Annotated in this window: 26 protein-coding genes and 1 tRNA gene; 18 read left to right on the top strand and 9 right to left on the bottom strand. The window is 37.2% G+C overall.

Annotation, left to right across the window (positions count from 1 at the left end; genetic code table 11):
* The first annotated feature begins 38 nt into the window (after nucleotides 1-38).
* Nucleotides 39-458 carry a hypothetical protein gene (locus P6N22_RS07260; RefSeq protein WP_280331599.1) on the top strand — a complete coding sequence of 140 codons (420 nt, stop codon included), beginning with the start codon at nucleotides 39-41 and terminating at the stop codon, nucleotides 456-458.
* On the opposite strand, the gene P6N22_RS07255 is transcribed toward P6N22_RS07260, so the two are convergent.
* A complete protein-coding gene (locus P6N22_RS07255; RefSeq protein WP_280331597.1) occupies nucleotides 442-672 on the bottom strand; it encodes a hypothetical protein in 231 nt (76 codons plus the stop codon). The two genes, P6N22_RS07260 and P6N22_RS07255, sit on opposite strands and share 17 nt — an antisense overlap.
* Before the next feature lie 90 nt (nucleotides 673-762).
* Here P6N22_RS07255 and P6N22_RS07250 point away from each other — a divergent pair, with 90 nt between their 5' ends.
* The 9 genes from P6N22_RS07250 (at nucleotide 763) to P6N22_RS07210 (ending at nucleotide 11272) form a co-directional block, all read left to right on the top strand.
* On the top strand, nucleotides 763-2223 hold the full coding sequence (locus P6N22_RS07250; RefSeq protein WP_280331595.1) for a flagellar hook-length control protein FliK: 1461 nt from the start codon (nucleotides 763-765) through the stop codon (nucleotides 2221-2223).
* Nucleotides 2224-2233: 10 nt separating this feature from the next.
* Nucleotides 2234-2902: a FlgD immunoglobulin-like domain containing protein gene (locus P6N22_RS07245; protein WP_280331593.1), complete on the top strand. Its 669-nt coding sequence runs from the start codon at nucleotides 2234-2236 to the stop codon at nucleotides 2900-2902.
* Between the two features lie 13 nt (nucleotides 2903-2915).
* Complete coding sequence (locus P6N22_RS07240) at nucleotides 2916-4175, top strand: flagellar hook-basal body complex protein (RefSeq protein WP_280331591.1); 1260 nt, start codon at nucleotides 2916-2918, stop codon at nucleotides 4173-4175.
* A gap of 84 nt (nucleotides 4176-4259) precedes the next feature.
* Nucleotides 4260-6374, top strand: coding sequence for a flagellar hook protein FlgE (gene flgE / locus P6N22_RS07235; protein WP_280331590.1), 2115 nt, complete (start codon nucleotides 4260-4262; stop codon nucleotides 6372-6374).
* Nucleotides 6375-6428: 54 nt separating this feature from the next.
* The gene (gene purT / locus P6N22_RS07230) at nucleotides 6429-7592 is read left to right on the top strand and encodes a formate-dependent phosphoribosylglycinamide formyltransferase (RefSeq protein ID WP_280331588.1); all 1164 of its coding nucleotides are present in this window, start codon (nucleotides 6429-6431) and stop codon (nucleotides 7590-7592) included.
* The gene (locus P6N22_RS07225; RefSeq protein ID WP_280331586.1) at nucleotides 7592-8515 is read left to right on the top strand and encodes a D-2-hydroxyacid dehydrogenase; all 924 of its coding nucleotides are present in this window, start codon (nucleotides 7592-7594) and stop codon (nucleotides 8513-8515) included. Before purT ends, P6N22_RS07225 begins: the two co-directional genes overlap by 1 nt.
* 7 nt (nucleotides 8516-8522) lie before the next feature.
* Nucleotides 8523-8927: a DedA family protein gene (locus P6N22_RS07220; protein WP_280331583.1), complete on the top strand. Its 405-nt coding sequence runs from the start codon at nucleotides 8523-8525 to the stop codon at nucleotides 8925-8927.
* 120 nt (nucleotides 8928-9047) lie between these two features.
* Nucleotides 9048-10556, top strand: coding sequence for an FAD-dependent oxidoreductase (locus P6N22_RS07215; RefSeq protein WP_280331581.1), 1509 nt, complete (start codon nucleotides 9048-9050; stop codon nucleotides 10554-10556).
* Nucleotides 10556-11272, top strand: a complete 717-nt coding sequence (locus P6N22_RS07210) for a 2Fe-2S iron-sulfur cluster-binding protein (RefSeq protein ID WP_280331579.1) — start codon at nucleotides 10556-10558, stop codon at nucleotides 11270-11272. Before P6N22_RS07215 ends, P6N22_RS07210 begins: the two co-directional genes overlap by 1 nt.
* Nucleotides 11273-11304: 32 nt before the next feature.
* Here P6N22_RS07210 and P6N22_RS07205 read toward each other — a convergent pair whose 3' ends face one another.
* Nucleotides 11305-11490 (bottom strand): hypothetical protein, encoded by a 186-nt coding sequence (locus P6N22_RS07205; protein ID WP_280331578.1) that lies wholly within the window; start codon nucleotides 11488-11490, stop codon nucleotides 11305-11307.
* A gap of 144 nt (nucleotides 11491-11634) precedes the next feature.
* On the opposite strand from P6N22_RS07205, the gene P6N22_RS07200 reads away from it, so the two are divergent.
* The 3 genes from P6N22_RS07200 to P6N22_RS07190 are packed head-to-tail and all read left to right on the top strand — an operon-like array spanning nucleotide 11635 to nucleotide 13105.
* Nucleotides 11635-11913 carry a hypothetical protein gene (locus P6N22_RS07200; RefSeq protein ID WP_280331576.1) on the top strand — a complete coding sequence of 93 codons (279 nt, stop codon included), beginning with the start codon at nucleotides 11635-11637 and terminating at the stop codon, nucleotides 11911-11913.
* A gap of 47 nt (nucleotides 11914-11960) precedes the next feature.
* Entirely contained in the window at nucleotides 11961-12458 is a 498-nt protein-coding gene (locus P6N22_RS07195) for a YajQ family cyclic di-GMP-binding protein (protein ID WP_280331574.1), read from the top strand.
* An 11-nt stretch (nucleotides 12459-12469) separates the two neighbouring features.
* The gene (locus P6N22_RS07190) at nucleotides 12470-13105 is read left to right on the top strand and encodes a DNA-binding protein (protein ID WP_280331573.1); all 636 of its coding nucleotides are present in this window, start codon (nucleotides 12470-12472) and stop codon (nucleotides 13103-13105) included.
* Between the two features lie 6 nt (nucleotides 13106-13111).
* Here P6N22_RS07190 and P6N22_RS07185 read toward each other — a convergent pair whose 3' ends face one another.
* Nucleotides 13112-15046, bottom strand: coding sequence for a DUF1538 domain-containing protein (locus P6N22_RS07185; RefSeq protein ID WP_280331571.1), 1935 nt, complete (start codon nucleotides 15044-15046; stop codon nucleotides 13112-13114).
* A gap of 97 nt (nucleotides 15047-15143) precedes the next feature.
* Nucleotides 15144-15602 carry a heme-binding domain-containing protein gene (locus tag P6N22_RS07180; RefSeq protein WP_280331569.1) on the bottom strand — a complete coding sequence of 153 codons (459 nt, stop codon included), beginning with the start codon at nucleotides 15600-15602 and terminating at the stop codon, nucleotides 15144-15146.
* A 117-nt stretch (nucleotides 15603-15719) separates the two neighbouring features.
* On the opposite strand from P6N22_RS07180, the gene P6N22_RS07175 reads away from it, so the two are divergent.
* The 3 genes from P6N22_RS07175 to P6N22_RS07165 all read left to right on the top strand — a co-directional run bounded on the left by P6N22_RS07175 (nucleotide 15720) and on the right by P6N22_RS07165 (nucleotide 16454).
* Nucleotides 15720-16055, top strand: coding sequence for a hypothetical protein (locus P6N22_RS07175; protein WP_280331567.1), 336 nt, complete (start codon nucleotides 15720-15722; stop codon nucleotides 16053-16055).
* A gap of 70 nt (nucleotides 16056-16125) precedes the next feature.
* Nucleotides 16126-16213 (top strand) — tRNA-Ser (locus P6N22_RS07170).
* Between the two features lie 100 nt (nucleotides 16214-16313).
* Nucleotides 16314-16454, top strand: a complete 141-nt coding sequence (locus P6N22_RS07165) for a hypothetical protein (RefSeq protein WP_280331565.1) — start codon at nucleotides 16314-16316, stop codon at nucleotides 16452-16454.
* A 91-nt stretch (nucleotides 16455-16545) separates the two neighbouring features.
* Here the strand turns inward: P6N22_RS07165 and P6N22_RS07160 are convergent, their stop codons facing one another.
* A complete protein-coding gene (locus P6N22_RS07160) occupies nucleotides 16546-16968 on the bottom strand; it encodes an NUDIX hydrolase (protein ID WP_280331564.1) in 423 nt (140 codons plus the stop codon).
* An 8-nt stretch (nucleotides 16969-16976) separates the two neighbouring features.
* On the bottom strand, nucleotides 16977-17621 hold the full coding sequence (locus tag P6N22_RS07155; RefSeq protein WP_280331562.1) for a Crp/Fnr family transcriptional regulator: 645 nt from the start codon (nucleotides 17619-17621) through the stop codon (nucleotides 16977-16979).
* Between the two features lie 90 nt (nucleotides 17622-17711).
* Here P6N22_RS07155 and P6N22_RS07150 point away from each other — a divergent pair, with 90 nt between their 5' ends.
* Both P6N22_RS07150 and P6N22_RS07145 read left to right on the top strand, forming a co-directional pair.
* Nucleotides 17712-18152, top strand: a complete 441-nt coding sequence (locus tag P6N22_RS07150) for a hemerythrin family protein (protein ID WP_280331560.1) — start codon at nucleotides 17712-17714, stop codon at nucleotides 18150-18152.
* Nucleotides 18137-18754 carry an FmdE family protein gene (locus P6N22_RS07145; protein WP_348542137.1) on the top strand — a complete coding sequence of 206 codons (618 nt, stop codon included), beginning with the start codon at nucleotides 18137-18139 and terminating at the stop codon, nucleotides 18752-18754. The genes P6N22_RS07150 and P6N22_RS07145 overlap by 16 nt, the downstream gene beginning before the upstream one ends.
* On the opposite strand, the gene P6N22_RS07140 is transcribed toward P6N22_RS07145, so the two are convergent.
* Genes P6N22_RS07140 through P6N22_RS07130 form a run of 3 tightly spaced genes read right to left on the bottom strand, consistent with a single transcriptional unit; the run spans nucleotide 18755 to nucleotide 20500 of the window.
* A complete protein-coding gene (locus P6N22_RS07140; protein ID WP_280331558.1) occupies nucleotides 18755-19552 on the bottom strand; it encodes an HD domain-containing phosphohydrolase in 798 nt (265 codons plus the stop codon). It abuts the gene before it with no gap.
* Nucleotides 19553-19561: 9 nt separating this feature from the next.
* Nucleotides 19562-19936: a DUF1987 domain-containing protein gene (locus tag P6N22_RS07135; RefSeq protein ID WP_280331556.1), complete on the bottom strand. Its 375-nt coding sequence runs from the start codon at nucleotides 19934-19936 to the stop codon at nucleotides 19562-19564.
* Nucleotides 19937-19939: 3 nt separating this feature from the next.
* Complete coding sequence (locus P6N22_RS07130) at nucleotides 19940-20500, bottom strand: SiaB family protein kinase (RefSeq protein ID WP_280331554.1); 561 nt, start codon at nucleotides 20498-20500, stop codon at nucleotides 19940-19942.
* Nucleotides 20501-20503: the final 3 nt, after the last annotated feature.

Here is a 20503-nt window from a genome sequence, read left to right as displayed (position 1 = left end):
CTATACTGTTTTTATATTAAAAAATAAAGGTGATATAGATGGCAGGTATTCATTTCTCATTCGATAATTTTGAACAACTTATTGATTTGAATATTGGAATAGCAGATAGGTTAGATGAAAATCGTGCAGAGCGTTTTACAATACTTTATTGTGACTTTGGCGGACTAAATTTAGAAGTAGTTGAAAAATCTTTGGCAAAGACACTTCGCAATTCTGATTCTGTTGTCAATTATGTAAATGATTATTTCTTTGTTCTACCGTATACAGATCAATTCGGTGCACAAAGTGTGAGAGGTCTGTTTGAGGCTTTTTTTAATGTCGAGTTGCCTTCTGTAATGGCTAGTTATCCTTCTGATGGAGAGAATCCACAGGAATTATTGGCAGAGATACAACATTCTGCAAGCAGAGTTTTATCAAACGATCTCGTTTGTTTAAATGAACTTACTCAAAGGGGCTAAAGCCGTTTTGGGTAAACGTATATCTTTTTGAACTTTTATAAAAAGAGATAGCTTCTGAGATCTCTTGTTGTCTATAAAGTTTTTTATCGCATACCATTCTACATTTTATTTTAGGATTATTCATCGCTTTTTTATTTTCCTGTGTGAAAGTCGTTTCGTAGATCTTCTCGGAAAACAGTGCTATCGGGAGTAAAAAAAGTAAAAGTTTTATCATCTCTTCTATATCGGCCTATTCAAATACAATTTAAGTTTTTGGAACACTAAATGCTATATTTTATCAAATTCCCATAAACGGAGAGAGATAATGATAGGTTTAGAATTAAAAGCTGATACTAAAACACCGTCAAAACTAGTTTTATCTTCACAAGATTCGCAGCAAGATAAATTGCCTAGTACTCTCTCTTTTGCTTCGTTGCTCAGCGGAATTACGGATCAGGACAAAGATTTGAAATTACCGCAAAATGGCACTCTTGTTCTCTCTTTAAAAGATAATGTGACAGAGCAAAACACTAAAGACACAAAACACTCTTCAACAGCATCATCGATACTCTCTTTATTAAAAGATGAAGAGATTCAAACACCGAAAAATGAAGTAAAACCTTTAGAACTTAATCCTCAACTAACAGAGGATAAAACAGTTTCTGAACTTAAAGTAATTATCAAAGAAGCAAAACAGTATCTCAAAAATAAAATCATTTCACTCGAAGGGTTTAAAAAGAGTGAAATAGCATCATTACCAAAAACTTTAAAAGGTTTGGTACAAGTAGCACAAAAGTTTGGTATTGATGTGTCAAAAGTTACCCTTGAAGAGGTAAAACAAAGTATTACTCCAAAGCTGCCAAAAGAGGAACTCAAAACAATTGTTAAGCTTGAAAAGGATTTAGAGATAAAATCTGAAAAAGTTGTGAAAAAAGCTGTACAAAAAAATAATGAAGTTGAACTCAAAGAACAGCCACAAGTAAAACAACAAGTAAAAACTGAAGAGAAACCTGTACAGGTACAACAAACACCTCTATTCAAAACACAGACAAAACCGGTTGAAATCACTACACAACAGCTTGTAAATGTGAAAGTTGGTAATGAGATCGATAAAACACAAAAGCAAAAAACACAAAATACTTTGGAGTTACTATTACGTGGAGAAAAAGTACGTAAAAATGAGACAAATTTAACGGCAGATTTCTCTGTAGCAACAGCCAGAGTTATAGCTCCACAGGCAAAAACAGATGCCGATGAGAATTTAGATTCTCTTTTAAAAGGTGAGAATGTAGTGCATAATCATACTGAAGCTAAATCAGACATGCATGTACAAAAAACAGATAGCTTTGAAGTGAAGATAAATGAAGCAAAACAGATGATCAAATATCTTTCACAAGATGTTAAACAGGCTATTGAAGAGTATAAGCCACCGTTTACAAGAGTAAAGGTACAACTAAACCCTCAAAAGCTTGGAGAGATTGATCTAACAGTAATACAACGCGGTAAAAACTTACATATTAATTTGAGTTCCAACAATGCTGCTATTAATACTCTGGCAATGAATGCCAATGACTTAAAAGTACAGTTAAACAATAGTGGAATACAAAATGCTTCATTGAACTTTAGTAATATGTCGCAAGGTGACCAAAGCGGTGCTGGATCGCACGCTCACCAGCAACAACATAACCGTCAAAATGCTCAAGAAGAGTACGGTTATTTTCAAAATGAGGACACAAATGAGGAGATTGTAAACTCCTTAGAGATTGTAGTTCCTAATTATGCATAAAGGATAAGTCATGGCAATTAATGCTTATGGAGAAAATGTAGCAACATACGGAACTGTAGCAGATACGACTGCTGCAGTTGAGAACAAAACTGCACTAGGAAAAGATGACTTTATGAAACTGCTTTTAGTGCAACTGCAATACCAAGATCCTACAGAGCCTATGGATACCGAGAAGATTTTAACGCAAACTTCCCAACTGGCGGCACTTGAAGCATCGGATAATACAAAAACAGCTCTAGAGAACCTTACTAAATCTTTAGGTAATGCACAACAATTCTCAACTATCGCAGCAATCGGTAAAACAGCTGACCTTGGAAGTGACGCTATTGCTCACGATAAAGGAAGCACATCAACTTTTGAAGTATATTTTCCAAATGATATTCAACAAGGTGTAGTTGATATTAGTGATAGTAACGGAAATGTTATAGGGAGTATTGATGTTGGTACAAACCCTTCAGGTGTATACTCTTTTGACTGGGACGGGATGACTACAGCTGGCGAAGCTGCTGAGAGTGGAATTTATCATGTGAGTGCACGTTATAGTGACTCAAACGGTAATAATCAAACAACACGTTTAGGTGCTTATCCAATTGAATCAGTAAGATTTGATCAAGGAAGTACTTATGTAAAAGTTGGTTCGAGTTATGTACCGCTTGATAGTGTTGTGGAAGTATATTAAGAGGTAAAATCCCATGATGACACAAGCCTTTTATACCGGAATTTCTGGACTTAAAAACTACTCTGCGGGTATAGATGTAGTTTCTAATAATATTGCAAATATATCGACAACAGGTTATCGTGCATATAATGCCGAGTATGCTTCATTATTTGAAGAAGCATTGGCTGGTGCAACTTCTACTGTTTCTCCCCAAAGTGTAGGATACGGTGTAAGAATGCAGGCAACTGCAATGTCTACTGAACAAGGTACTTTGGCACTTTCAGATCGCAGTACAGATTTGGCTATACTTGGTGAAGGTTGGTTTGGTGTCCGTGGTGATAGTAACACTATTTATACAAGAGACGGTGGATTCAATATAGATGCAAATGCAGATCTTGTAACAAATGATGGTTTACATGTTCTTGGGACTATGGGCAATAACATTAGTGCAGACAATGTTTTGACTTCCATTCTTGCAGAAGTAGCTCTAGGTGATGTGAACAGTGTTGAAAAACTTCGTTTTCCAAAAAACTTGACATATCCTCCTGAACCGACAACAACAGCAAAATTTATTGCCAATGTGGGTGTTGGGTATGAGCCTGTAACGGTTGGAGCGAGTGTTGTAGATTCTCAAAATAACAGAAATCATCTCCGTTTGGAGTTTACAAAAAAAGCTGTACAAACACCTCCTGGATCACAGTATGATGTGAGAGCAACAGTTGAGAGTTTAGATGGTACGACAGTCTATTCGACAGCTTCAGGTGAAGTAACGTTTGACGGTAAAGGTGCCCTTGCATCAAACACATTGACTTCAATTAATAATAACGGTTCGACGATTGCTATCAATCTTGGTAGCGGTTATGATGGTATGGTGTCTATGGATGTCCCTTTAGTGTCTGGTTCAAGTTTGGCTGATGGAACAATTGGTGGTGATTTACAGGGATACTCGATTTCACAAAATGGAGAAGTTCTTGCAACATTTACAAACGGTAAACAAAGCAGTGTAGGTAAAATTGCAGTTTTTCATTTTCAAAATGAACAAGGTCTTAACCGTGTAAGCGGAACACGTTTTGAAGAGAGTGCTAACAGTGGAAAAGCATTTTTCTATAAAGATGCAGACGGAAATAATATTATCGGAACAAATATTCAAAACTTCAGACTAGAAAGTGCTAACTATGATATGGCTAGCGGACTTACTGAGCTAATCGTACTACAACGTGCCTATGATGCAAATTCAAAATCTATTACAACTGCTGATCAGATGATTCAAAAAGCCCTAAATATGGGTGCTTAACCTCAATAAAAAAAGTTGGAACACTTTATGCTTTAACTCCTTTACTAACTCTATCTTGAATAGATAGATTGTAAAGGATTTGATATGTTAAAATCACTTTTTTCCGGCGTATCAGGACTTCAATCCCATCAAGTTGCGATGGATGTTGAGTCAAACAATATTGCTAACGTTAATACTGTAGGTTTTAAGTATTCTCGTGCAAATTTTTCTGATTTGTTAGCACAAACAAAAGCTATTGCTACTGCTCCTCAAGGACAGCTTGGAGGGAAAAACCCTGTTCAAGTAGGTCTTGGATCAACAGTAAATTCAATGACGAGAATTTTTGCTCAAGGTTCTGTACAAAACTCTGATAAAAATACAGACGTTGCTATTCAGGGAGATGGTTTCTTTATTATCTCTCCAGATGGCGGGAACACTTATAAGTATACTCGTGCGGGAGACTTTAAATTTGATGCAGGTGGAAACTTCGTTGACAACAACGGTTTTATTGCTCAAGGGTGGCTTCGTGATCCAGTAACTGGAAAAGTTGATTCTACTGCACCAATTGAAAACATCAATATCCCACCTGGACTTACAACTCCTGCAAATGCAACGCAAGAAGTTGTACTGAAGGCAAATCTGAATTCTGGGCCTCTTGTTGAGAGTTATTCTCCTGCATATCAGGTGGCAAGTGGTACAACAGGTACTACACCGGCGGTAGATGCTAACGGTTATCCAATTGAATCTGGTGATCTTGGGGTTATGTTTAACGAAGTAGGTGAAGCATTTTCTCTTCAATCTGGTCAAGGTATTTGGGCATCTTTTATAGCATCGACAACGACTAGTGCCCCTATTCAGTCAGGTGTTGCTTTAGGTGCAGATACTCCTTCAAGCATTACATTTACTCTAGATGATGGAACGACAAAAACAGCTAACTTTACATTGCTAGCAGCTAATACTGCTACACAAAATGCTGCAATTGAAGCTGCTGCTATTAATGCAATTTCATCTGTTACAGGGGTAACGGCTACTGTAGACGCTTTAGACCAAATTGTACTAACAAACGACAACAGTAATGCTGCTGCATCACATAATATAAACATTAGTGCTGTAACAGGTAGTCCTGGTTTTGCTGCAGGTACGACATCTACAACTGCATATAGATATACTTATAATCCTGCAGGTCCGACTACTGCAGCAGGTGCAGATAAAGAGTTTACTACTATTGCATCACTCCGTGAAGCTTTAGAGAATCAAGCACAAGCTGAAGTTGCTGTACCAGGTGCTGCAAATATTTCTGTAATTGTCAATGATCAAGGTAAGCTGGAACTGACAAACCCTGATGCTACGAGTTATAACATTAACTTAAAAGTTACAGGTCTTTCAGGCGGTGGTGTGACTGAAAATACTCGTTTTACAAGAAATATGGAAGCTATGAATACAGTACTTCAAGCGGGTACTGCAGGAAAATCATTTTCTCAATCATTTAATGCTGCAACACATTCTAGTTCTATTGACGTATTTGATTCTTTAGGTTCAAAACACACACTGAGAATGGAGTTCAGAAAAACGGCACTTGATACGGCAACAGGTAGTACATGGGCGGTAACGATCACTGTTCCAGAACCTGCAACGATCGATACCGTAGCACCAACTTTTGAGAAAAAAGGTTCTATCAGATTTAACAATGATGGATCACTTGCGACGTATACGCCGCCAAATATTTCATTTACGGCAAATAACGGTTCAGCACCTGACCAACAGATTACTTTATCTTTCGGTACTGCGAATAAGTTTGACGGTATGACAAGTTTTGATAGTAAGTCATCTACATCAGGGATTTCGCAAGATGGTTATACTGGTGGAGATTTAGTTGGTATCAGAATCGATCAATCAGGTACGCTAATCGGGTCATTCTCAAATGGTCGTTCATTTGGTCTTGCACAAATTGCTATGGCTAAATTTACAAATAACGAAGGTCTTTCGACTGAAGGTGGGAATGTATTTATTCAAACGGCAAACTCTGGAGATCCAATCATTGGTACTGCTGCAACGGCAGGACGTGGATTTATCCAGTCAGCTGCACTAGAGGCATCAAATGTTGACCTTTCACGTGCACTAACTCAGCTGATCATTGTACAACGCGGTTTCCAAGCCAATGGTAAAACGATTACTACTTCTGATCAACTTCTTCAAACGCTTATAGGGCTCAAAAACTAATTTTAATTCAAATTTGATATAATTTCTTCAATAAAAAACGAAGGGATTATATCGATGCAATTCTCTGCTCCACTTAAATCAAACTCAAAAAAAATCATGTTACTAGGTTCAGGTGAACTAGGTAAAGAAGTTGTTATTGAAGCTCAAAGGTTAGGGCTTGAAACAATTGCCGTTGACAAATATGCTAATGCTCCTGCACATCAAGTAGCCCACCGCAGCTATGTTGTAGATATGCAAAATAAAGAAGCTGTATTAGAGATTATCCAGCGTGAAAAACCACACTATATCCTTCCTGAAATCGAAGCTATTTCAATCGATGCTTTATTTGAAGCAGAAGATAAAGGGTACAACGTTATTCCTAACGCAAATGCCGTTTCAAAAACAATGAACAGAAAAAACATTAGAACATTTGCTGCTGAGGTACTAGGTCTTAAAACTGGTCCATACAGATTTGTTACAACTGAAGAAGGCTTAATGGGAGCTGCAGTAGAACTTGGATTTCCATGTGTGATTAAACCAGTTATGAGCTCAAGCGGTCACGGACAATCTGTTGCTCGTTCAGTTGCTGATATTCCAAAATCTTGGGATATGGCAAAAGAGGCTCGCGGTGATGCAAGTGAGCTAATAGTTGAAGCGTTTATCGACTTTGATTACGAGATCACAATGCTGACAGCGCGTAATGGTAAAGAAACAGTTTTCTGTGAGCCTATCGGACATGAGCAAAGAGACGGAGACTATGTATTCTCTTGGCAGCCAATGCAGATGAGTGAAGTAGCCAAACAAAAAGCACAGCAAATTGCAAAAGAGATCACTGATGGTCTTGGTGGTCAAGGACTGTTTGGAGTTGAGCTGTTTGTAAAAGGTGATGAAGTATATTTCTCAGAAGTTTCACCTCGTCCACACGATACAGGTATGGTAACGCTTATTACTCAAAGTCAAAGTGAATTTGCACTTCATTTACGTGCAGTATTAGGTCTTCCTTTAGGATTTACATTCTATGGTGATGGTGCAAGTGCTGCTTACAAAACAAATTTACACAACTATGCGCCAGTAATTGATGTAGATGATTCTTTATTCTCTGAAAACTCTTATGTAAGAGTGTTTGGAAAACCTGAAGCTCATAAAGGTCGCCGTTTGGCAGTTGCTTTAGTTTACGATAAAGTAGATGCAGCACTTGAAAAAGCAAGAGAACTTATTGAAAAAGTAAAAGACAACTAATGAAAATTGTTCTGCTTGATACGATCACGTTTGGAGATACAGATTTAAGTGGTTTTAATCAGTTCGGTGATGTAGTTGCGTATGAAAAAACTACAGCTGAGCAAACACAAGAAAGAGTAATAGATGCTGATGTGATTGTGACAAATAAAGTTGTGATTACAAAAGAGATTATGAAAAACTCAAACAATCTCAAACTGATTTGTATTGCTGCGACGGGAATGAATAATGTTGATTTGGAAGCTGCAAAAGAGCTTGGCATTGAAGTGAAAAATGTTAGCGGGTATTCAACTGATTCTGTAATTCAGCACACATTTTCTATGCTGTTTTATCTAATGGGACATTCACGTTACTATGATGAGAGTGTGAAAGACGGTACTTACAGTCAAAGCGGTATTTTTACAGATGTTAGCCGTCCATTTTTTGAAGTAAAAAACAAAAAATGGGGTATCATTGGTCTTGGTGAGATAGGACGCGGTGTTGCCAAAGTTGCAAGTTGTTTCGGAGCAGATGTTTATTACTTTTCAACAAGTGGAAAAAATAACAATGACGAGTACACAAGTGTTGACTTAAAGACTCTTATGAGTACATCTGACATTATCACTATCCATGCACCATTAAACGAGCAGACGAATAATCTTTTGGATGAAACACAGTTGTCATTATGTAAAGAGGGCGCAATTGTTTTAAATCTTGGACGCGGTGGAATTATCAACGAAGATGCCGTAGCAAAGCTTGTAGATCAAAAAGAACTTTATTTTGGACTTGATGTATTTACAAAAGAGCCGCTACCGAGTGAATCTCCACTTCTAGCGGTAAAAAACAAAAACAGACTCTATATGACACCGCATATCGCTTGGACATCTGTCGAAGCGAGAGATGAACTGATCGCAGGTGTTATTAAAAATATAGAAGTAAGCCTATAAACTTTTTATGGCTGAACTCTCTTTAGCTTTCGCCGCTTTTTTTGCGGCAACCATTCTCCCTTTTTCTTCTGAAGCTGCTTTTTTAGTAGCACTCTCAAATGGAATGCCGATTGCAAATGCTTTATTATCTGCCTCGATAGGCAATATACTGGCGATCATTGTGAATTATTATCTTGGATATTTTCTTTATACAAAAACCAAAGAAAAATTATTTAGATCGAAGATAGGAAAAAGATCGTATAGTTTTGGGCATATGTACGGATATTATGCTTTAGTCTTATCCTGGCTTCCGATTATTGGCGATCCGCTTACATTAGTTGCAGGGCTTGTTAGACTAAAGTTTGTTTGGTTTGTTATAATTGCGGGAAGTTTGAGAGTTTTGCGTTATTATATTTTAACGTTTTTAAGTTGATAAGTACTTTGATACCTTTATTTTAGAATACGAATCCTCCCTTCGGTCTGGCTTCTAAAATAAATATATAAAAGTACAGAAAATATGTGTAAAAATCATAACTATTGAAAGGGTATGGATATGAAAACCGATGTATTGATTATTGGTGCGGGTGGAGCAGGTCTTATGGCTGCGATCGCTGCAAAAGAAGAGGGTGCTGATGTTTTAGTGCTTACTAAAGAGTATCCCACACGTAGTCAGACTTGTATGGCACAGGGTGGAATGAATGCGGCACTTGGAAACGCAGGTGAAGACAGTGTTGAAGATCATGTACAAAATACTTTAAAGTCTGCTCACGGTGCAGCGGATGAAGAAGCGATCCGTTTTATGTGTTCGGAAGCTCCAAATGCAATCGAGTATTTAAACAGCATAGGCGTTTGTTTCTCCCGTACAAAAGATGGAAAAATAGCTCAACGTCGTTTAGGCGGTGCATCAGCCCCTCGTGCTTGTTATGCTCAGGATTATACAGGTTTAAAAATTCTTCACACTTTATATGATCGCTGTAATGCATTAGGGATTCAATTTATCAGTGACAGTTTTTTACTCGACCTTCTGCAAGATGAAAACGGTAGTGCATGCGGTGCAAAAATTTTAGATCTTCGCAGCGGAGAGACAAAAACATATATTGCAAAATCTGTTATATTGGCAAGCGGTGGTTATTCTCGTATCTATGATAAATACTCAACAAACTCAAAAGCTTCAAGCGGTGATGGAATTGCTGCAGCACTTCGCATTGGAGCTGACGTAAAAGATATGGAGTTTGTACAGTTTCATCCGACAGGACTTAAAAACTCTTCAATTTTAATCAGTGAATCGGCTCGCGGTGAGGGCGGTTATCTCTTAAATTCAAAAGGGGAGCGTTTTACCAATGAGTTAGCACCTCGTGATGAAGTAAGCCGTGCAATTGATGCGGAGATCAAAAAAGGGGAAGAGGTGTTTTTAGATATCCGTCATCTTGGAGAGGCATTTATTGATGAAGGCTTGCCGCAAGAGAGAAAACTGGCAAAGCTTTATGAAAATGTGGACCCTGTACACGACCTGATTCCTATAAAACCTGTAGCACACTATACAATGGGCGGTGTGGCAGTTGATAATCAGTCACAAACAAACATAGATGGATTATTTGCCTGCGGTGAGTGTGCAAACCATAATGTACACGGAGCAAACCGATTAGGCGGCAATTCACTCTTGGAGATTGTGGTTTTTGGTCGTGAAGCAGGACGTAATGCAGCAAAACGGGCACAAAACATAGAGCAGTTGTCTGTTCCAGTAAATTGTGAATGTTTTTTAGAGCAAGAGTTCAGTAATACGGTAGATTTTTACAAATACAAAGAGAAGTTAGGCAACTTACTTTATAACAAAGTAGGGATTGTTAGAAAACGCTCAGAACTTGAAGATGCACAGCAAGAGATAGAGATGATTAAATCTCTTTTACCGCAAATGGGCTGGAGTGATCCTTCTTCTGTTTATAACACCAACAAACAAGAGTTTTTAGAGTTCAGAAATATTTTACAGGTCAGTGAAATGGTTGTAAAAAGTGCACTTTCCAGAACAGAGAGCTGCGGTGCACACTATATGGAGGCTGAGTAATGAAAATAACGGTTAAAAGAGATGATGCCTTTGAAATTTATGAGTTGGAAGATGGTGAATACACATTACTAGAAGCCTTAAATACGATTAAACACGATATTGATAATACACTCAGTTTTTCAAGCGGATGTCGCAGCAGTGTGTGTGGTAGCTGTGCAATGCGCGTGAATGAAAAAGAGGTTCTGGCATGTTCATATAAAGTACAAGACGGAGACAGAATAGAACCTCTTAACAATATGCCTGTTATTCGTGATCTAGTTGTGAACATGGATAAATCATATGAGATGAATGTTAAAGCAAAAGCGTGGATCAACAGTTTTAATAATGAAGCTGTTTTAGATCATGAAGCTGAGAAGATTAACGAAGTACAGAGTGACTGTATCTTGTGTGGATCGTGTTATTCATCTTGTCCCGTATATGCAGTTAATGGAGAATTTTTAGGACCGTTTTCTCTTACCCGTGTTTGGAAATATGTGAGTGACAAACGTGAAGGTGATGCCAAAGAAAAAATCGACACCATTCAGACAAACGGTGTTTGGGATTGTACACTGTGTAACAACTGTACGGTAGTGTGTCCTCAAAATATCTCATCTAAAGCTGACATTGAAAAACTAAGAGTACGTTCTAGTATGTTTGGTTATACAGATCCAAATTTTGGAAACTTCGGCGGCGGTTTTGATAGTGGTTTTGGTTTTGACGGGAGTCCAAGTTTTTAGAGTGTGAGGAGAACACACTCTACATAAGAAAGTTAAGCAACTTTCTTGATAGCTTTTTTCGCTACTTTTTTCGCTTTTTTAGCAGTTGTAGGTTTCTTTTTTAGAACTCTTTTTGTAGCTTTTTTAGTTACTTCTTTTAACTCTTTCTTTTTAACAGTTTTTTTCGCTGCAGATCTAACAAGCTTTTTTACGGCTTTTTTCTTAAGTGCTTTTGCCATCTTATATCCTTTTAACAGAGCTCATTATTACTTACTAATAGTAATAAATTATAGAGATTGTATAGTTTTTATTCATATATGTCAAGAAAATATAGAGAAAATTATGTTATATTTCAATTTATAATCATATATAGAGAATATAACATGACATTTATTGACTTTAAAAAATTGCTTTTAGATGCCGAGATCAGTTTGCCAAAATTTAGTAAGCTGATCAAGGTAAGTGAAAAAAACATACAAGCATATAAACAAAAAGGGGAAGTCCCTAATGCAATAGCAGCTATTGCCAAGTGTATTGCAGTGATGCATAAAGAGGGGATAGACTATAAAGAAGAGATAGAATCTTTGCAATTACAGCCTAAAAGAAAAAAAGGTGTGGGATTTGCTAAAAAAGAAAAATCAAAAGAGCAAAAGAGTGAATAACTAACATTACGTTTATGTTATAATTAAATCAAAAAAAAAGGTGAGTGATGGCGAAAGAGCATTCGTTTGATATTACGGCAAAAGTAGATGTACAACTTTTTAAAAATGCAATTAATTTAGTAGATCGTGAAGTGGCAAACAGATACGATTTTAAAGGGACATCGTACGAAGTTAACTATAAAGAGAAAGAAAAAGCGTTAGTGTTAGTTGCTTCATCGGACAATAAATTAGATGCGTTAAAAGATATAGTGATCGATAAACTTTTAAAACAGGGGCTTTCTTCAAAAGTACTGGACGAACTTCGCGTGGAAGATGCAAGCGGCGGGACAAGAAAAGCAACGTACAAAGTGGTAGATTATATTGAATCAAAAGAAGCAAAGAAGATCACTGCCGATATAAAAAATATGAAACTTAAGGTAAATGCTCAAATTGAGGGTGACTCAATCCGTGTAAAAGCTAAAAACATTGATGACCTGCAAAAAGTGATGAAGATGATCCGTGAAGGTGAGTGGGACGCTCCGTTAAAATTTGAAAACATGAGATAAGGGGAGCGAAGATGAAAAAAATGAGTGTAGAGGAAGCTGCAGAGTTTTATAGTGTTTCAAAAGAAGCTATTCACAACAGAATAAGACGTGGTTCCATTGAAAGTGTAGTTGAAAACGGTGTGAAGTTAGTAGTGGTTGACGAAAAAGTAAAAGCACCGCAAAAAAGAACATCGAGTGCAAAACCGTTTGCAAATGACAGATACTATAAATATCTTGAAGAACAAAATGCAAAACTACAACAGCGTGTAGAGACTTTAGAGGGTGAAACAAGAACTCTTCGCGATCAAAAAGAGCAGATGCTTATTGAGGAAAAAGAGAAGCTTGAGAGAATCTATAAAGAGAAAGATGAACAGCTAAAAAATATTCTTCAGACTCTTTCTACAAAGTTTATGCTGAATGCTCCAACGCAAGAACCTGAACTTATAGCTCAAGAAGAAACAGCTTTTGAAGCAGAATTGGAAGAAAGCTCCGAGAGTGAAATGGTTTCACTCAAAAAGTATTTAAAATCTTTACACCTTTCAGAAAAAAAGCTGGAAAAAACATTGAAAAAATTTAAAAACTTAGATGATGACAGAGTTATAAGAATAGGAAAGAAAATCTACATCGATCCTATTAAATATGACTATAGTGATCTCATTAAGAAGTAGATACTTCTAGAGATCACCCATCTTCAGTGTAATACCTTTCATATGCGAGATCGGATATGAAAAGGCTATTCCTGCCCCATTGCCAGTAAGATCCAACTCCTCCATAATCGCTTTAATGATATTATCTACCCTTTTTGTAGGTGTAATGAACATCAAATTAGAATCTGTCTCATCACTGTGCAGTCTGTTGTAAAAGTTGTCCATTTTCTCCAGACCCATTCCATGTGCACTCATGATCGTAACACCTCTTGCTCCTGCATTCCTAGCTGCTAAAAGTGCTTGTTCCGTTTTATTGGTCGGTACGATTATGTGAACAGCTGAAAAAGGTATTTTTTCAGAATGGAGTTTGTCCGTACCTTGTACGTGAACGGTAGCAAGCCCCATATTGTTTGCATCTTCTAAAGCATGGCGAAGTTCTTTGATATGTAGCTGTTCTCTCTCACGATCACCTCTAATGCCCATCTGCTCTGTTACAAAGCCATAAAGCATTACCGTTATCATTGGAAAGAGTGATGCAAACGCAATAAGTCCAAAACCGTCTATTAGTGGATCACGTCCCGGTATATTGGTTGCAAGTCCTAGTCCAAGTGCAGCAACGAGAGGAACTGTTACAGTCGAAGTTGTTACCCCACCACTGTCATACGCTACAGGGATAATGTATTTTGGTGAGAGGAAAGTAAGTGCTATAACAAACAGATAACCCGCCATAATGTAGTACACAATCTCTCCACCAACAACAATTCTATAAGCACCCAGAGATATACCGATCGCAACACCGATTGCCACAAAGACTCTTAGAGCATAGTCGTTAATCTTCCCGTCACTTATCTCTTTTGCTTTTCTTGCAATTGCCGTCAGTGATGGTTCAGCCATTGTCGTAGAGAAACCGATAAGCGCTCCAAAAGAGTAAATAATGATGTTACTGTCATACTTTGTAAGTTCTAGAGCCATAGTCTCGCCTACTGAGAAAAGACCCATCTCCAAACCTACAATAAAAGCATCGAGCCCGATAATAACAAGTCCAAAACCGATAACTACCTCTTTGAAATTCTCAATAGGCTTTTTTAGAATTGCATACTGGAAAAACAGAATAACGGCTAGAATAGGAAGTACATCAATCATCACTCCGAGTAAACCTTTGAGGACGTCGAGGATTTTAAAGTTGTATTGTGCGGCAACTGTTGCAGCGGCATCAGTAATAGGTGCGATAGTAGGAATGTTTGTTACAGAATCTACAAACTGATAAACTACGATACCGTAAAACTGTACGAAGATCATAGGTGTGAGTGAAGCAAATGCGATCAGACCAAAACCATCTAGTACAGGGTTTCTCCCTTTTATGCTAGAAGCCAGACCGATACCGAGTGCGGCAACCAGAGGAACGGTTACCGTTGATGTAGTAACCCCTCCAAGGTCGTACGCAAGTCCTACGATCTCCTGCGGTGCAAAAGCAGTTGAAGCGACAACCAAAATGTAGCCCGAGATGATGTAATAGTGGATAGGATGCCCTTTTAAAATCCTCCAAACACCTAAAACAATTGCAAAACCTACAGAGAAGGCAACAACCATTCTAAGGGTCGTTGCATCTATTCTCCCGTCACTAATAGAGGCTGCTTTTTGTGCGATAACGATAAGAGCAGGTTCCGCAACAGTCGTACCAAAGCCGATCATAAAAGCAAAGAGTATGATCCAAAATGTGGAACCTTTATTGGCAAATTCACTGGCAAGCCCTTCACCAACTGGAAAGATACCTACCTCAAGACCAAGTAAAAAAACTGCGAGTCCTACACCTACTATAGCTAAACCGATTGTAGTGCTTAACCAGTTTTCAGGTACACTTTGAATAATGGCAAGTTGAAAAAAGACAATTACGAGTATAATCGGCAAAAGATCTCGAAAAGACTCTTTTAATAGTTGAAAAAAAGTTGAAAGTTTTAGCAAGTAATATCCCTAATTTTTTTGTAATAATATCAAAAACGGATGAAAATGAATTGAATCAAAGGCAATGACAGCCGAAGAAAAGGCGTTTTATAACGCCTTAATCGTCATCATCTTCTTTTTCTTGTTTAGAACCGAAAGTTGCTTTGAGTCCTTGAATGAGAGCTTCTTTTTCATGAGTAGAGAGTTTGGCTTCCGGATGTGTAATATCGTATCCGAATATAGGCATTTCACCTTTTTCAACCTCTTCAGCTGCTTCATTACCCTCATTGCGTTTTTGTACGCCCCATGCTGAGATATTGAAGTGTCTTCGACCGTCTTCTACATGTTCTTGGATGATCCATGAGATAGGTGCAACATTACTGTACCAAGGCCATTTCGTTGTATTTGCATGACAATCGGCACAAGCTCTTTCAAAAAGCTGTTTTGTTGTTTGAGAATCCCACATAGGTTCTGCCAGAACAGGGGGATTTGTATGATCTTTACCTATTGGTAAAAATTGTATGAGTACCAGAAGAATAAGAGCAGGAAAACCTACATACTTCATAAATGACTTCATTTATCACCTCATGTTTTAAGATGTAATATTTTATCACAATAGGTGTGAATTTAGCATTAATAAAGGTTAAAAAGTGATATAATGGAGAATAAACAATCTAATTTTAAAGGATTTATCATGAAAAGTTTAAAAATTGCGGCAGTTGCAATGTTACTAGGGTCTATGAGCCTTTTCGGTGCTAATTATGGCAGTATGAGTACAGATGAACTACTCGATCTTAGAGGGACACCTAAAACTCAACAAGAGCGTAATGAGCTTCATAACGAACTTCAAAACCGTTATAAAACAATGAGCCAAGAGCAGAAACAACGCTTTAACTCTAAACCGGGAAAAGGTATGGGACAAAAACCGATGCCTAAAAAAGGTGGTATGGGTCAAGGCATGGGTAAATGTCAAGGTATGAAACAAGGTGGCATGGGACAAGGTCAAGGAATGGGAAAAGGTAGAATGTAAAAGTTCTACACCTCTTCTTTTAAGTCCTTTTTGGGCTTTGTCACTGTACAATGCGTTCTCTACAAAAAGTGGACAGCTGGCCGAGTGGTCGAAGGCGCTCGCCTGGAACGCGAGTATAGTGCAAGCTATCGAGGGTTCGAATCCCTCGTTGTCCACCATACTTCTTAAAACAAACTCCTTTATTACATAATACTTTTTTGAACTAAAATTCCTATTTTGGTGATATAATTTTTGTCTACATTATATTCGAGGGGAAAAATGCCTAGAAAACGTGAATGGACTATTTGTGAAAATAGTGCTAAAGCAGGTATTGGCAAGAAAAAAAATAAGCCAAAAAAAAGTAGTTGGTCTGTCTGCGATAGTGACCAGAAATGGTTTATTGGAAAAAAGAAAAGTTAATCATAAGTTTATATCATTAACAAGTACTGTAAACTTCAATAAATTAGCCCCTATGTACGGAAGGGGCTTGATTATAATATTCTCTAAAAATTTAACTCTTTAAATAATCCCCAAGTATTTCACCATGATCAAATACAAGCTCACCTTGTTTAGAACGCAACTCATCCAAAGATAAAACAATTACTTCTTTTGCATCGTCTGCTGCTTTTGCTTCACCGTAGGCTCTACAAACATATACGACACTTGCAGTATGAAATCTTGGATCGCGATCGGGATTTGAGTACACCCCTAGAAGTTTTGTGATCTCGACATCTAAGGAAATCTCCTCTTTCATCTCTCGTACGACTGCTTTTTCGATGCTTTCTCCGACATCGACAAAACCGCCTGGAAATGCTAAACCGTAAGGAGGATTTTTACGAGTAATCAGGGCAACTCCCATAAATTCATTTTCATCGTTATATATTTCAACAATTCCATCTGTTGTAAGGTATGGTGTTTTTGGCGGCCAGCTCATTTGTATCCTTAATTAGAGTGTAATATCAACTCAAGTTTTTCTTGATCGATGAGATTGTTTTTATCATCCAGGACTCTTAGATCTTTTAGTTTTCGCAGTGTTCTAGAGAGTGTTTCTGGGGTAATGTTAAGTATGTTTGCTATTTGAATATTTTTATGTGTTTGTAAAATATCATGATTCTCTTGAAGTAAAGAACAAACTTTGGCAGTTGCATCCAGTACCAAATTTCTGTTAATAGATTTTTCAAGAGTTTTAATCTTGCTTGTAAGTGATTTTATAATATGCCAAGAGAGCTTTGGAGTTATCTCCAATAAATTGAGAAACTTTTCTTTTTCTATAACGGCAACGAAGGTATTGTTTGTTTGTGCACGAGCGGTTGCAGGAAAAGGGATGTCTTCTATAGTGGCCATTTCTGCTACCATTGTCGGTGCTTGAAAAAGGTGTAAAACGATCTCGTTTGCTTTTGAATTTGTTTTATAAAGCTTGAGTTTCCCTTCTAGAAGAAAATAAAAGGACTTTGCAGTTTCACCTTCATAAAAAAGGATCTCGTCACGCTGCAGTTTTTTGATCACACTCATAGACTCGATCGCTTTTATCTCTTCTTCATTGAGTGAATTAAAAAAATATATCTGTTTTAGTTTTTGTGTATACATGTGTGAATTATATCAAGATTACTTGATCCGTATCAATCTTTATTATTTTCTTTTTTCTTACAATACAAAAAATTTACATAAGGTAAAGAGATGTTAATTGAAAAAGAGAATATCCCTCTTGTTGCAATGGAGTTTATGAACGACACACATAAAGAGGATGTAGATATTATTAATGAGCTATTTACACATATATTGGCATATGAAGAGAAACAGACGAAAGCGAATAAAGAAAAGATAGATGAGCTTTATGGAAAATGGTTTCACCATACGGTTGAACACTTTCGTGCCGAAGAGATGATGATGCTGGAGAAAAACTTTCCTCCGTACCCGATGCATAAAGGGGAGCATGAGAATGCTCTGAGAATCATGGATGATGTATTTCGCCATTGGCAAGAGAGTAATAATATAAATGTTTTAAAACTCTACTTCAATGATCATTTAGTGCAATGGTTAGTGAATCATATAAATACTATGGATACGGTAACGGCAAAGTTTTTTGAATCTGGAGTAAGTCCATGCGCGCTACATTAAATACTATGCATTATCCATCATTTTTTGATGCTGTAGAGACAATAAAACTTAGAGATCCTTTAGCCGATTTTCTCGGTGCTTTAGAGGGTGGAATGGTAGAGTTTAGTTATCTTGATGTTGTCAAAAGTACGGGGCATAGCTGTCCGACGGTGGCAGGGGCATATCTCATGGCTCTGTATGGATTAAAAGCCCTTTATAAAGAGGAGATACCTGTCCGCGGGGAAATAAAAGTAGAGTTTAAAGGTGCTTCTGAAGAGGGAGTTAACGGTGTAATTGCAAATGTTTTGACACAGTTGACAGGTGCTGCAACAAGTTCTGGATTTAAAGGTATAGCGGGAAATTTTGCAAGAGATAATCTTTTAAGCTTTCAAGATCAGATAGATTTAGATGTAAAACTAACAAACATCATAACAGGAAAGAGCGTAGAAGTTGGTTATATGCCACAAAAAATAGCTGTAGAGCCCTTGCAAAATGAATTAATGGAAAAGATAAAAAATCATAGTGCTTCGAGTGAGGAGATGCAACTCTTTAAAAACTTATGGCAAAAAAGAGTGGAGAAAATTTTTGCAAATGCTGCCGATGTAATTAATGTAAGTGCTTAATTATTCGAAAACATCTTTTAAATCATCACGAACTTCTAAAAACTCATTTAAATGTTCAAAAAATATGTCAATGAGCTGCGGATCAAAGTGTTTCCCACGTTCTTCTTTAAAAAGTGCAAATATCCTTTCATCATCCCAAGCTTCTTTATAACATCTTTCACTTCCAAGGGCATCAAAAACATCTGCTAGTGCCGTAATACGTCCGTAGATATGAATATCTTTTCCCTTTAAGCCTCGTGGATAACCAGTACCATCCCATTTTTCATGGTGTTCATAAGCTACGGTGGCTGCACATTTTAACAGTGGTCTTGATGAGTGTGACAGCATATTGTAACCCAGTTCTGCATGTGTATCCATAACTTTTCTCTCTTCTGCATCCAAACGTCCAGGTTTGTTTAAAATGGAATCTGGGATACCGACTTTACCGATGTCATGCATAGGAGAAGCTTGTTTGAGCATCTCTGCTTCTGATTCAGGCAATCCGATATAAGTTGCTAAAATTTTTGAATATTCAGCTACACGCTTTACATGGTTTCCCGTCTCTTTCGATCGGCTCTCACCGATGGCCCCCATCGTAAAAACAACCTCTTTTTGCGTGTCTTCAATCTCTTTTTGGAGTGCTTCTACTTCTGCAAGACGTCTTTGGAGCTCATCATATTCCTGACGTTGTCGTTTGTCACTTCTTTCCATAATGCGTGCTTGACGATGGATATCTTTGATGATTTTATCTGCTGTTTTAGAAAAATTGGATTTTAAATCTTCAAGTTCATGAATAAGTTTATTATCAGCACTGTCCATAATCTTCTCCTATTTTGAGACTAAATTAATCTCTAAGTCCTCGAAATCATCCTGAAAATCTTCACCTGCTTCTTGGGCACTCTCATTTTCTTTATCGTATATCCAATTGATCACAATCTTACTGGATTCCTTATTTTCATCTACTAGATCGAAAAGATCAAAAAAGAGTTTTGAAGAACTGGAATTAAAATATATAATTTCCATATTGATTATAGTTTTTTTGGCAGTATTGCCATCAAAATAATTTTCTACCCACTCCATAATTGGTTTATAAAAGTCAAATGTATTTTCAGGATAAGATTTTCCAACCATAGTGATTGTACCTGCTGGATCTAAAGTGATTTCGGGAGTATATTGTGTCGCTTCTAAATGTAAACGTTTCATATCTTATTCTCCTTTTTCTTTATGTAATATTGTTTTAACTGTAAAGTAAAAATGTCCATCTCCCTGATCTTCAAAATGGTGTTCAATTTTATTACATCGTCTTGCAATTTCAATGAGACCAATTCCGGCACCTCTGTGATGTTTGTCTTTACCCGCTTTTCTTTGTTCACGGTAGAGTTTACGAAGTTCCTCTTTATCAAGTCCTTCTATAGTCTTTAGACGATTTTCTATCCTCTCTTTATCGATTGCATCTATGAGATTTCTGCTGATGATGTAATAGTAATCCTGATTGTTTTTTGCTTCAGTTCCAACAATTAAAAGCCCTTTAGATTCATAACGTATTGCATCTGATTTTGATTTTGCATAGTTCATCATGTTTTGGGCTAGTTCAATAAATATAGTAAAAATATTTGCAGAAACTTTCATACTTAGATCATTGTTTTGTGCTTCTTGTTCAAGTGCATCGGTCATACCTGCTATTAATGACTGTGTTAAAAAGCCACCATAACTTAAAAATACTATACCATCTTCTTCTAATATGTTTTCTAGCGTATCAAACTTCATAAA

Origin of the sequence: Sulfurimonas sp. C5, assembly GCF_029872055.1 — a bacterium.
Taxonomy (GTDB): Bacteria; Campylobacterota; Campylobacteria; order Campylobacterales; family Sulfurimonadaceae; genus Sulfurimonas.
Note: the sequence above shows the minus strand (reverse complement) of the source record. Positions and strands in the feature narration are given on the sequence as shown.

What these genes read in the sequence shown, in the direction of transcription:
- P6N22_RS07260 (WP_280331599.1), top strand. Translation starts at nt 39, where the DNA reads ATGGCAGGTATTCATTTCTCATTCGATAATTTTGAACAACTTATTGAT.
- P6N22_RS07255 (WP_280331597.1), bottom strand. Translation starts at nt 672, where the DNA reads ATGATAAAACTTTTACTTTTTTTACTCCCGATAGCACTGTTTTCCGAG.
- P6N22_RS07250 (WP_280331595.1), top strand. Translation starts at nt 763, where the DNA reads ATGATAGGTTTAGAATTAAAAGCTGATACTAAAACACCGTCAAAACTA.
- P6N22_RS07245 (WP_280331593.1), top strand. Translation starts at nt 2,234, where the DNA reads ATGGCAATTAATGCTTATGGAGAAAATGTAGCAACATACGGAACTGTA.
- P6N22_RS07240 (WP_280331591.1), top strand. Translation starts at nt 2,916, where the DNA reads ATGATGACACAAGCCTTTTATACCGGAATTTCTGGACTTAAAAACTAC.
- flgE (WP_280331590.1), top strand. Translation starts at nt 4,260, where the DNA reads ATGTTAAAATCACTTTTTTCCGGCGTATCAGGACTTCAATCCCATCAA.
- purT (WP_280331588.1), top strand. Translation starts at nt 6,429, where the DNA reads ATGCAATTCTCTGCTCCACTTAAATCAAACTCAAAAAAAATCATGTTA.
- P6N22_RS07225 (WP_280331586.1), top strand. Translation starts at nt 7,592, where the DNA reads ATGAAAATTGTTCTGCTTGATACGATCACGTTTGGAGATACAGATTTA.
- P6N22_RS07220 (WP_280331583.1), top strand. Translation starts at nt 8,523, where the DNA reads ATGGCTGAACTCTCTTTAGCTTTCGCCGCTTTTTTTGCGGCAACCATT.
- P6N22_RS07215 (WP_280331581.1), top strand. Translation starts at nt 9,048, where the DNA reads ATGAAAACCGATGTATTGATTATTGGTGCGGGTGGAGCAGGTCTTATG.
- P6N22_RS07210 (WP_280331579.1), top strand. Translation starts at nt 10,556, where the DNA reads ATGAAAATAACGGTTAAAAGAGATGATGCCTTTGAAATTTATGAGTTG.
- P6N22_RS07205 (WP_280331578.1), bottom strand. Translation starts at nt 11,490, where the DNA reads ATGGCAAAAGCACTTAAGAAAAAAGCCGTAAAAAAGCTTGTTAGATCT.
- P6N22_RS07200 (WP_280331576.1), top strand. Translation starts at nt 11,635, where the DNA reads ATGACATTTATTGACTTTAAAAAATTGCTTTTAGATGCCGAGATCAGT.
- P6N22_RS07195 (WP_280331574.1), top strand. Translation starts at nt 11,961, where the DNA reads ATGGCGAAAGAGCATTCGTTTGATATTACGGCAAAAGTAGATGTACAA.
- P6N22_RS07190 (WP_280331573.1), top strand. Translation starts at nt 12,470, where the DNA reads ATGAAAAAAATGAGTGTAGAGGAAGCTGCAGAGTTTTATAGTGTTTCA.
- P6N22_RS07180 (WP_280331569.1), bottom strand. Translation starts at nt 15,602, where the DNA reads ATGAAGTCATTTATGAAGTATGTAGGTTTTCCTGCTCTTATTCTTCTG.
- P6N22_RS07175 (WP_280331567.1), top strand. Translation starts at nt 15,720, where the DNA reads ATGAAAAGTTTAAAAATTGCGGCAGTTGCAATGTTACTAGGGTCTATG.
- P6N22_RS07165 (WP_280331565.1), top strand. Translation starts at nt 16,314, where the DNA reads ATGCCTAGAAAACGTGAATGGACTATTTGTGAAAATAGTGCTAAAGCA.
- P6N22_RS07160 (WP_280331564.1), bottom strand. Translation starts at nt 16,968, where the DNA reads ATGAGCTGGCCGCCAAAAACACCATACCTTACAACAGATGGAATTGTT.
- P6N22_RS07155 (WP_280331562.1), bottom strand. Translation starts at nt 17,621, where the DNA reads ATGTATACACAAAAACTAAAACAGATATATTTTTTTAATTCACTCAAT.
- P6N22_RS07150 (WP_280331560.1), top strand. Translation starts at nt 17,712, where the DNA reads ATGTTAATTGAAAAAGAGAATATCCCTCTTGTTGCAATGGAGTTTATG.
- P6N22_RS07145 (WP_348542137.1), top strand. Translation starts at nt 18,137, where the DNA reads ATGCGCGCTACATTAAATACTATGCATTATCCATCATTTTTTGATGCT.
- P6N22_RS07140 (WP_280331558.1), bottom strand. Translation starts at nt 19,552, where the DNA reads ATGGACAGTGCTGATAATAAACTTATTCATGAACTTGAAGATTTAAAA.
- P6N22_RS07135 (WP_280331556.1), bottom strand. Translation starts at nt 19,936, where the DNA reads ATGAAACGTTTACATTTAGAAGCGACACAATATACTCCCGAAATCACT.
- P6N22_RS07130 (WP_280331554.1), bottom strand. Translation starts at nt 20,500, where the DNA reads ATGAAGTTTGATACGCTAGAAAACATATTAGAAGAAGATGGTATAGTA.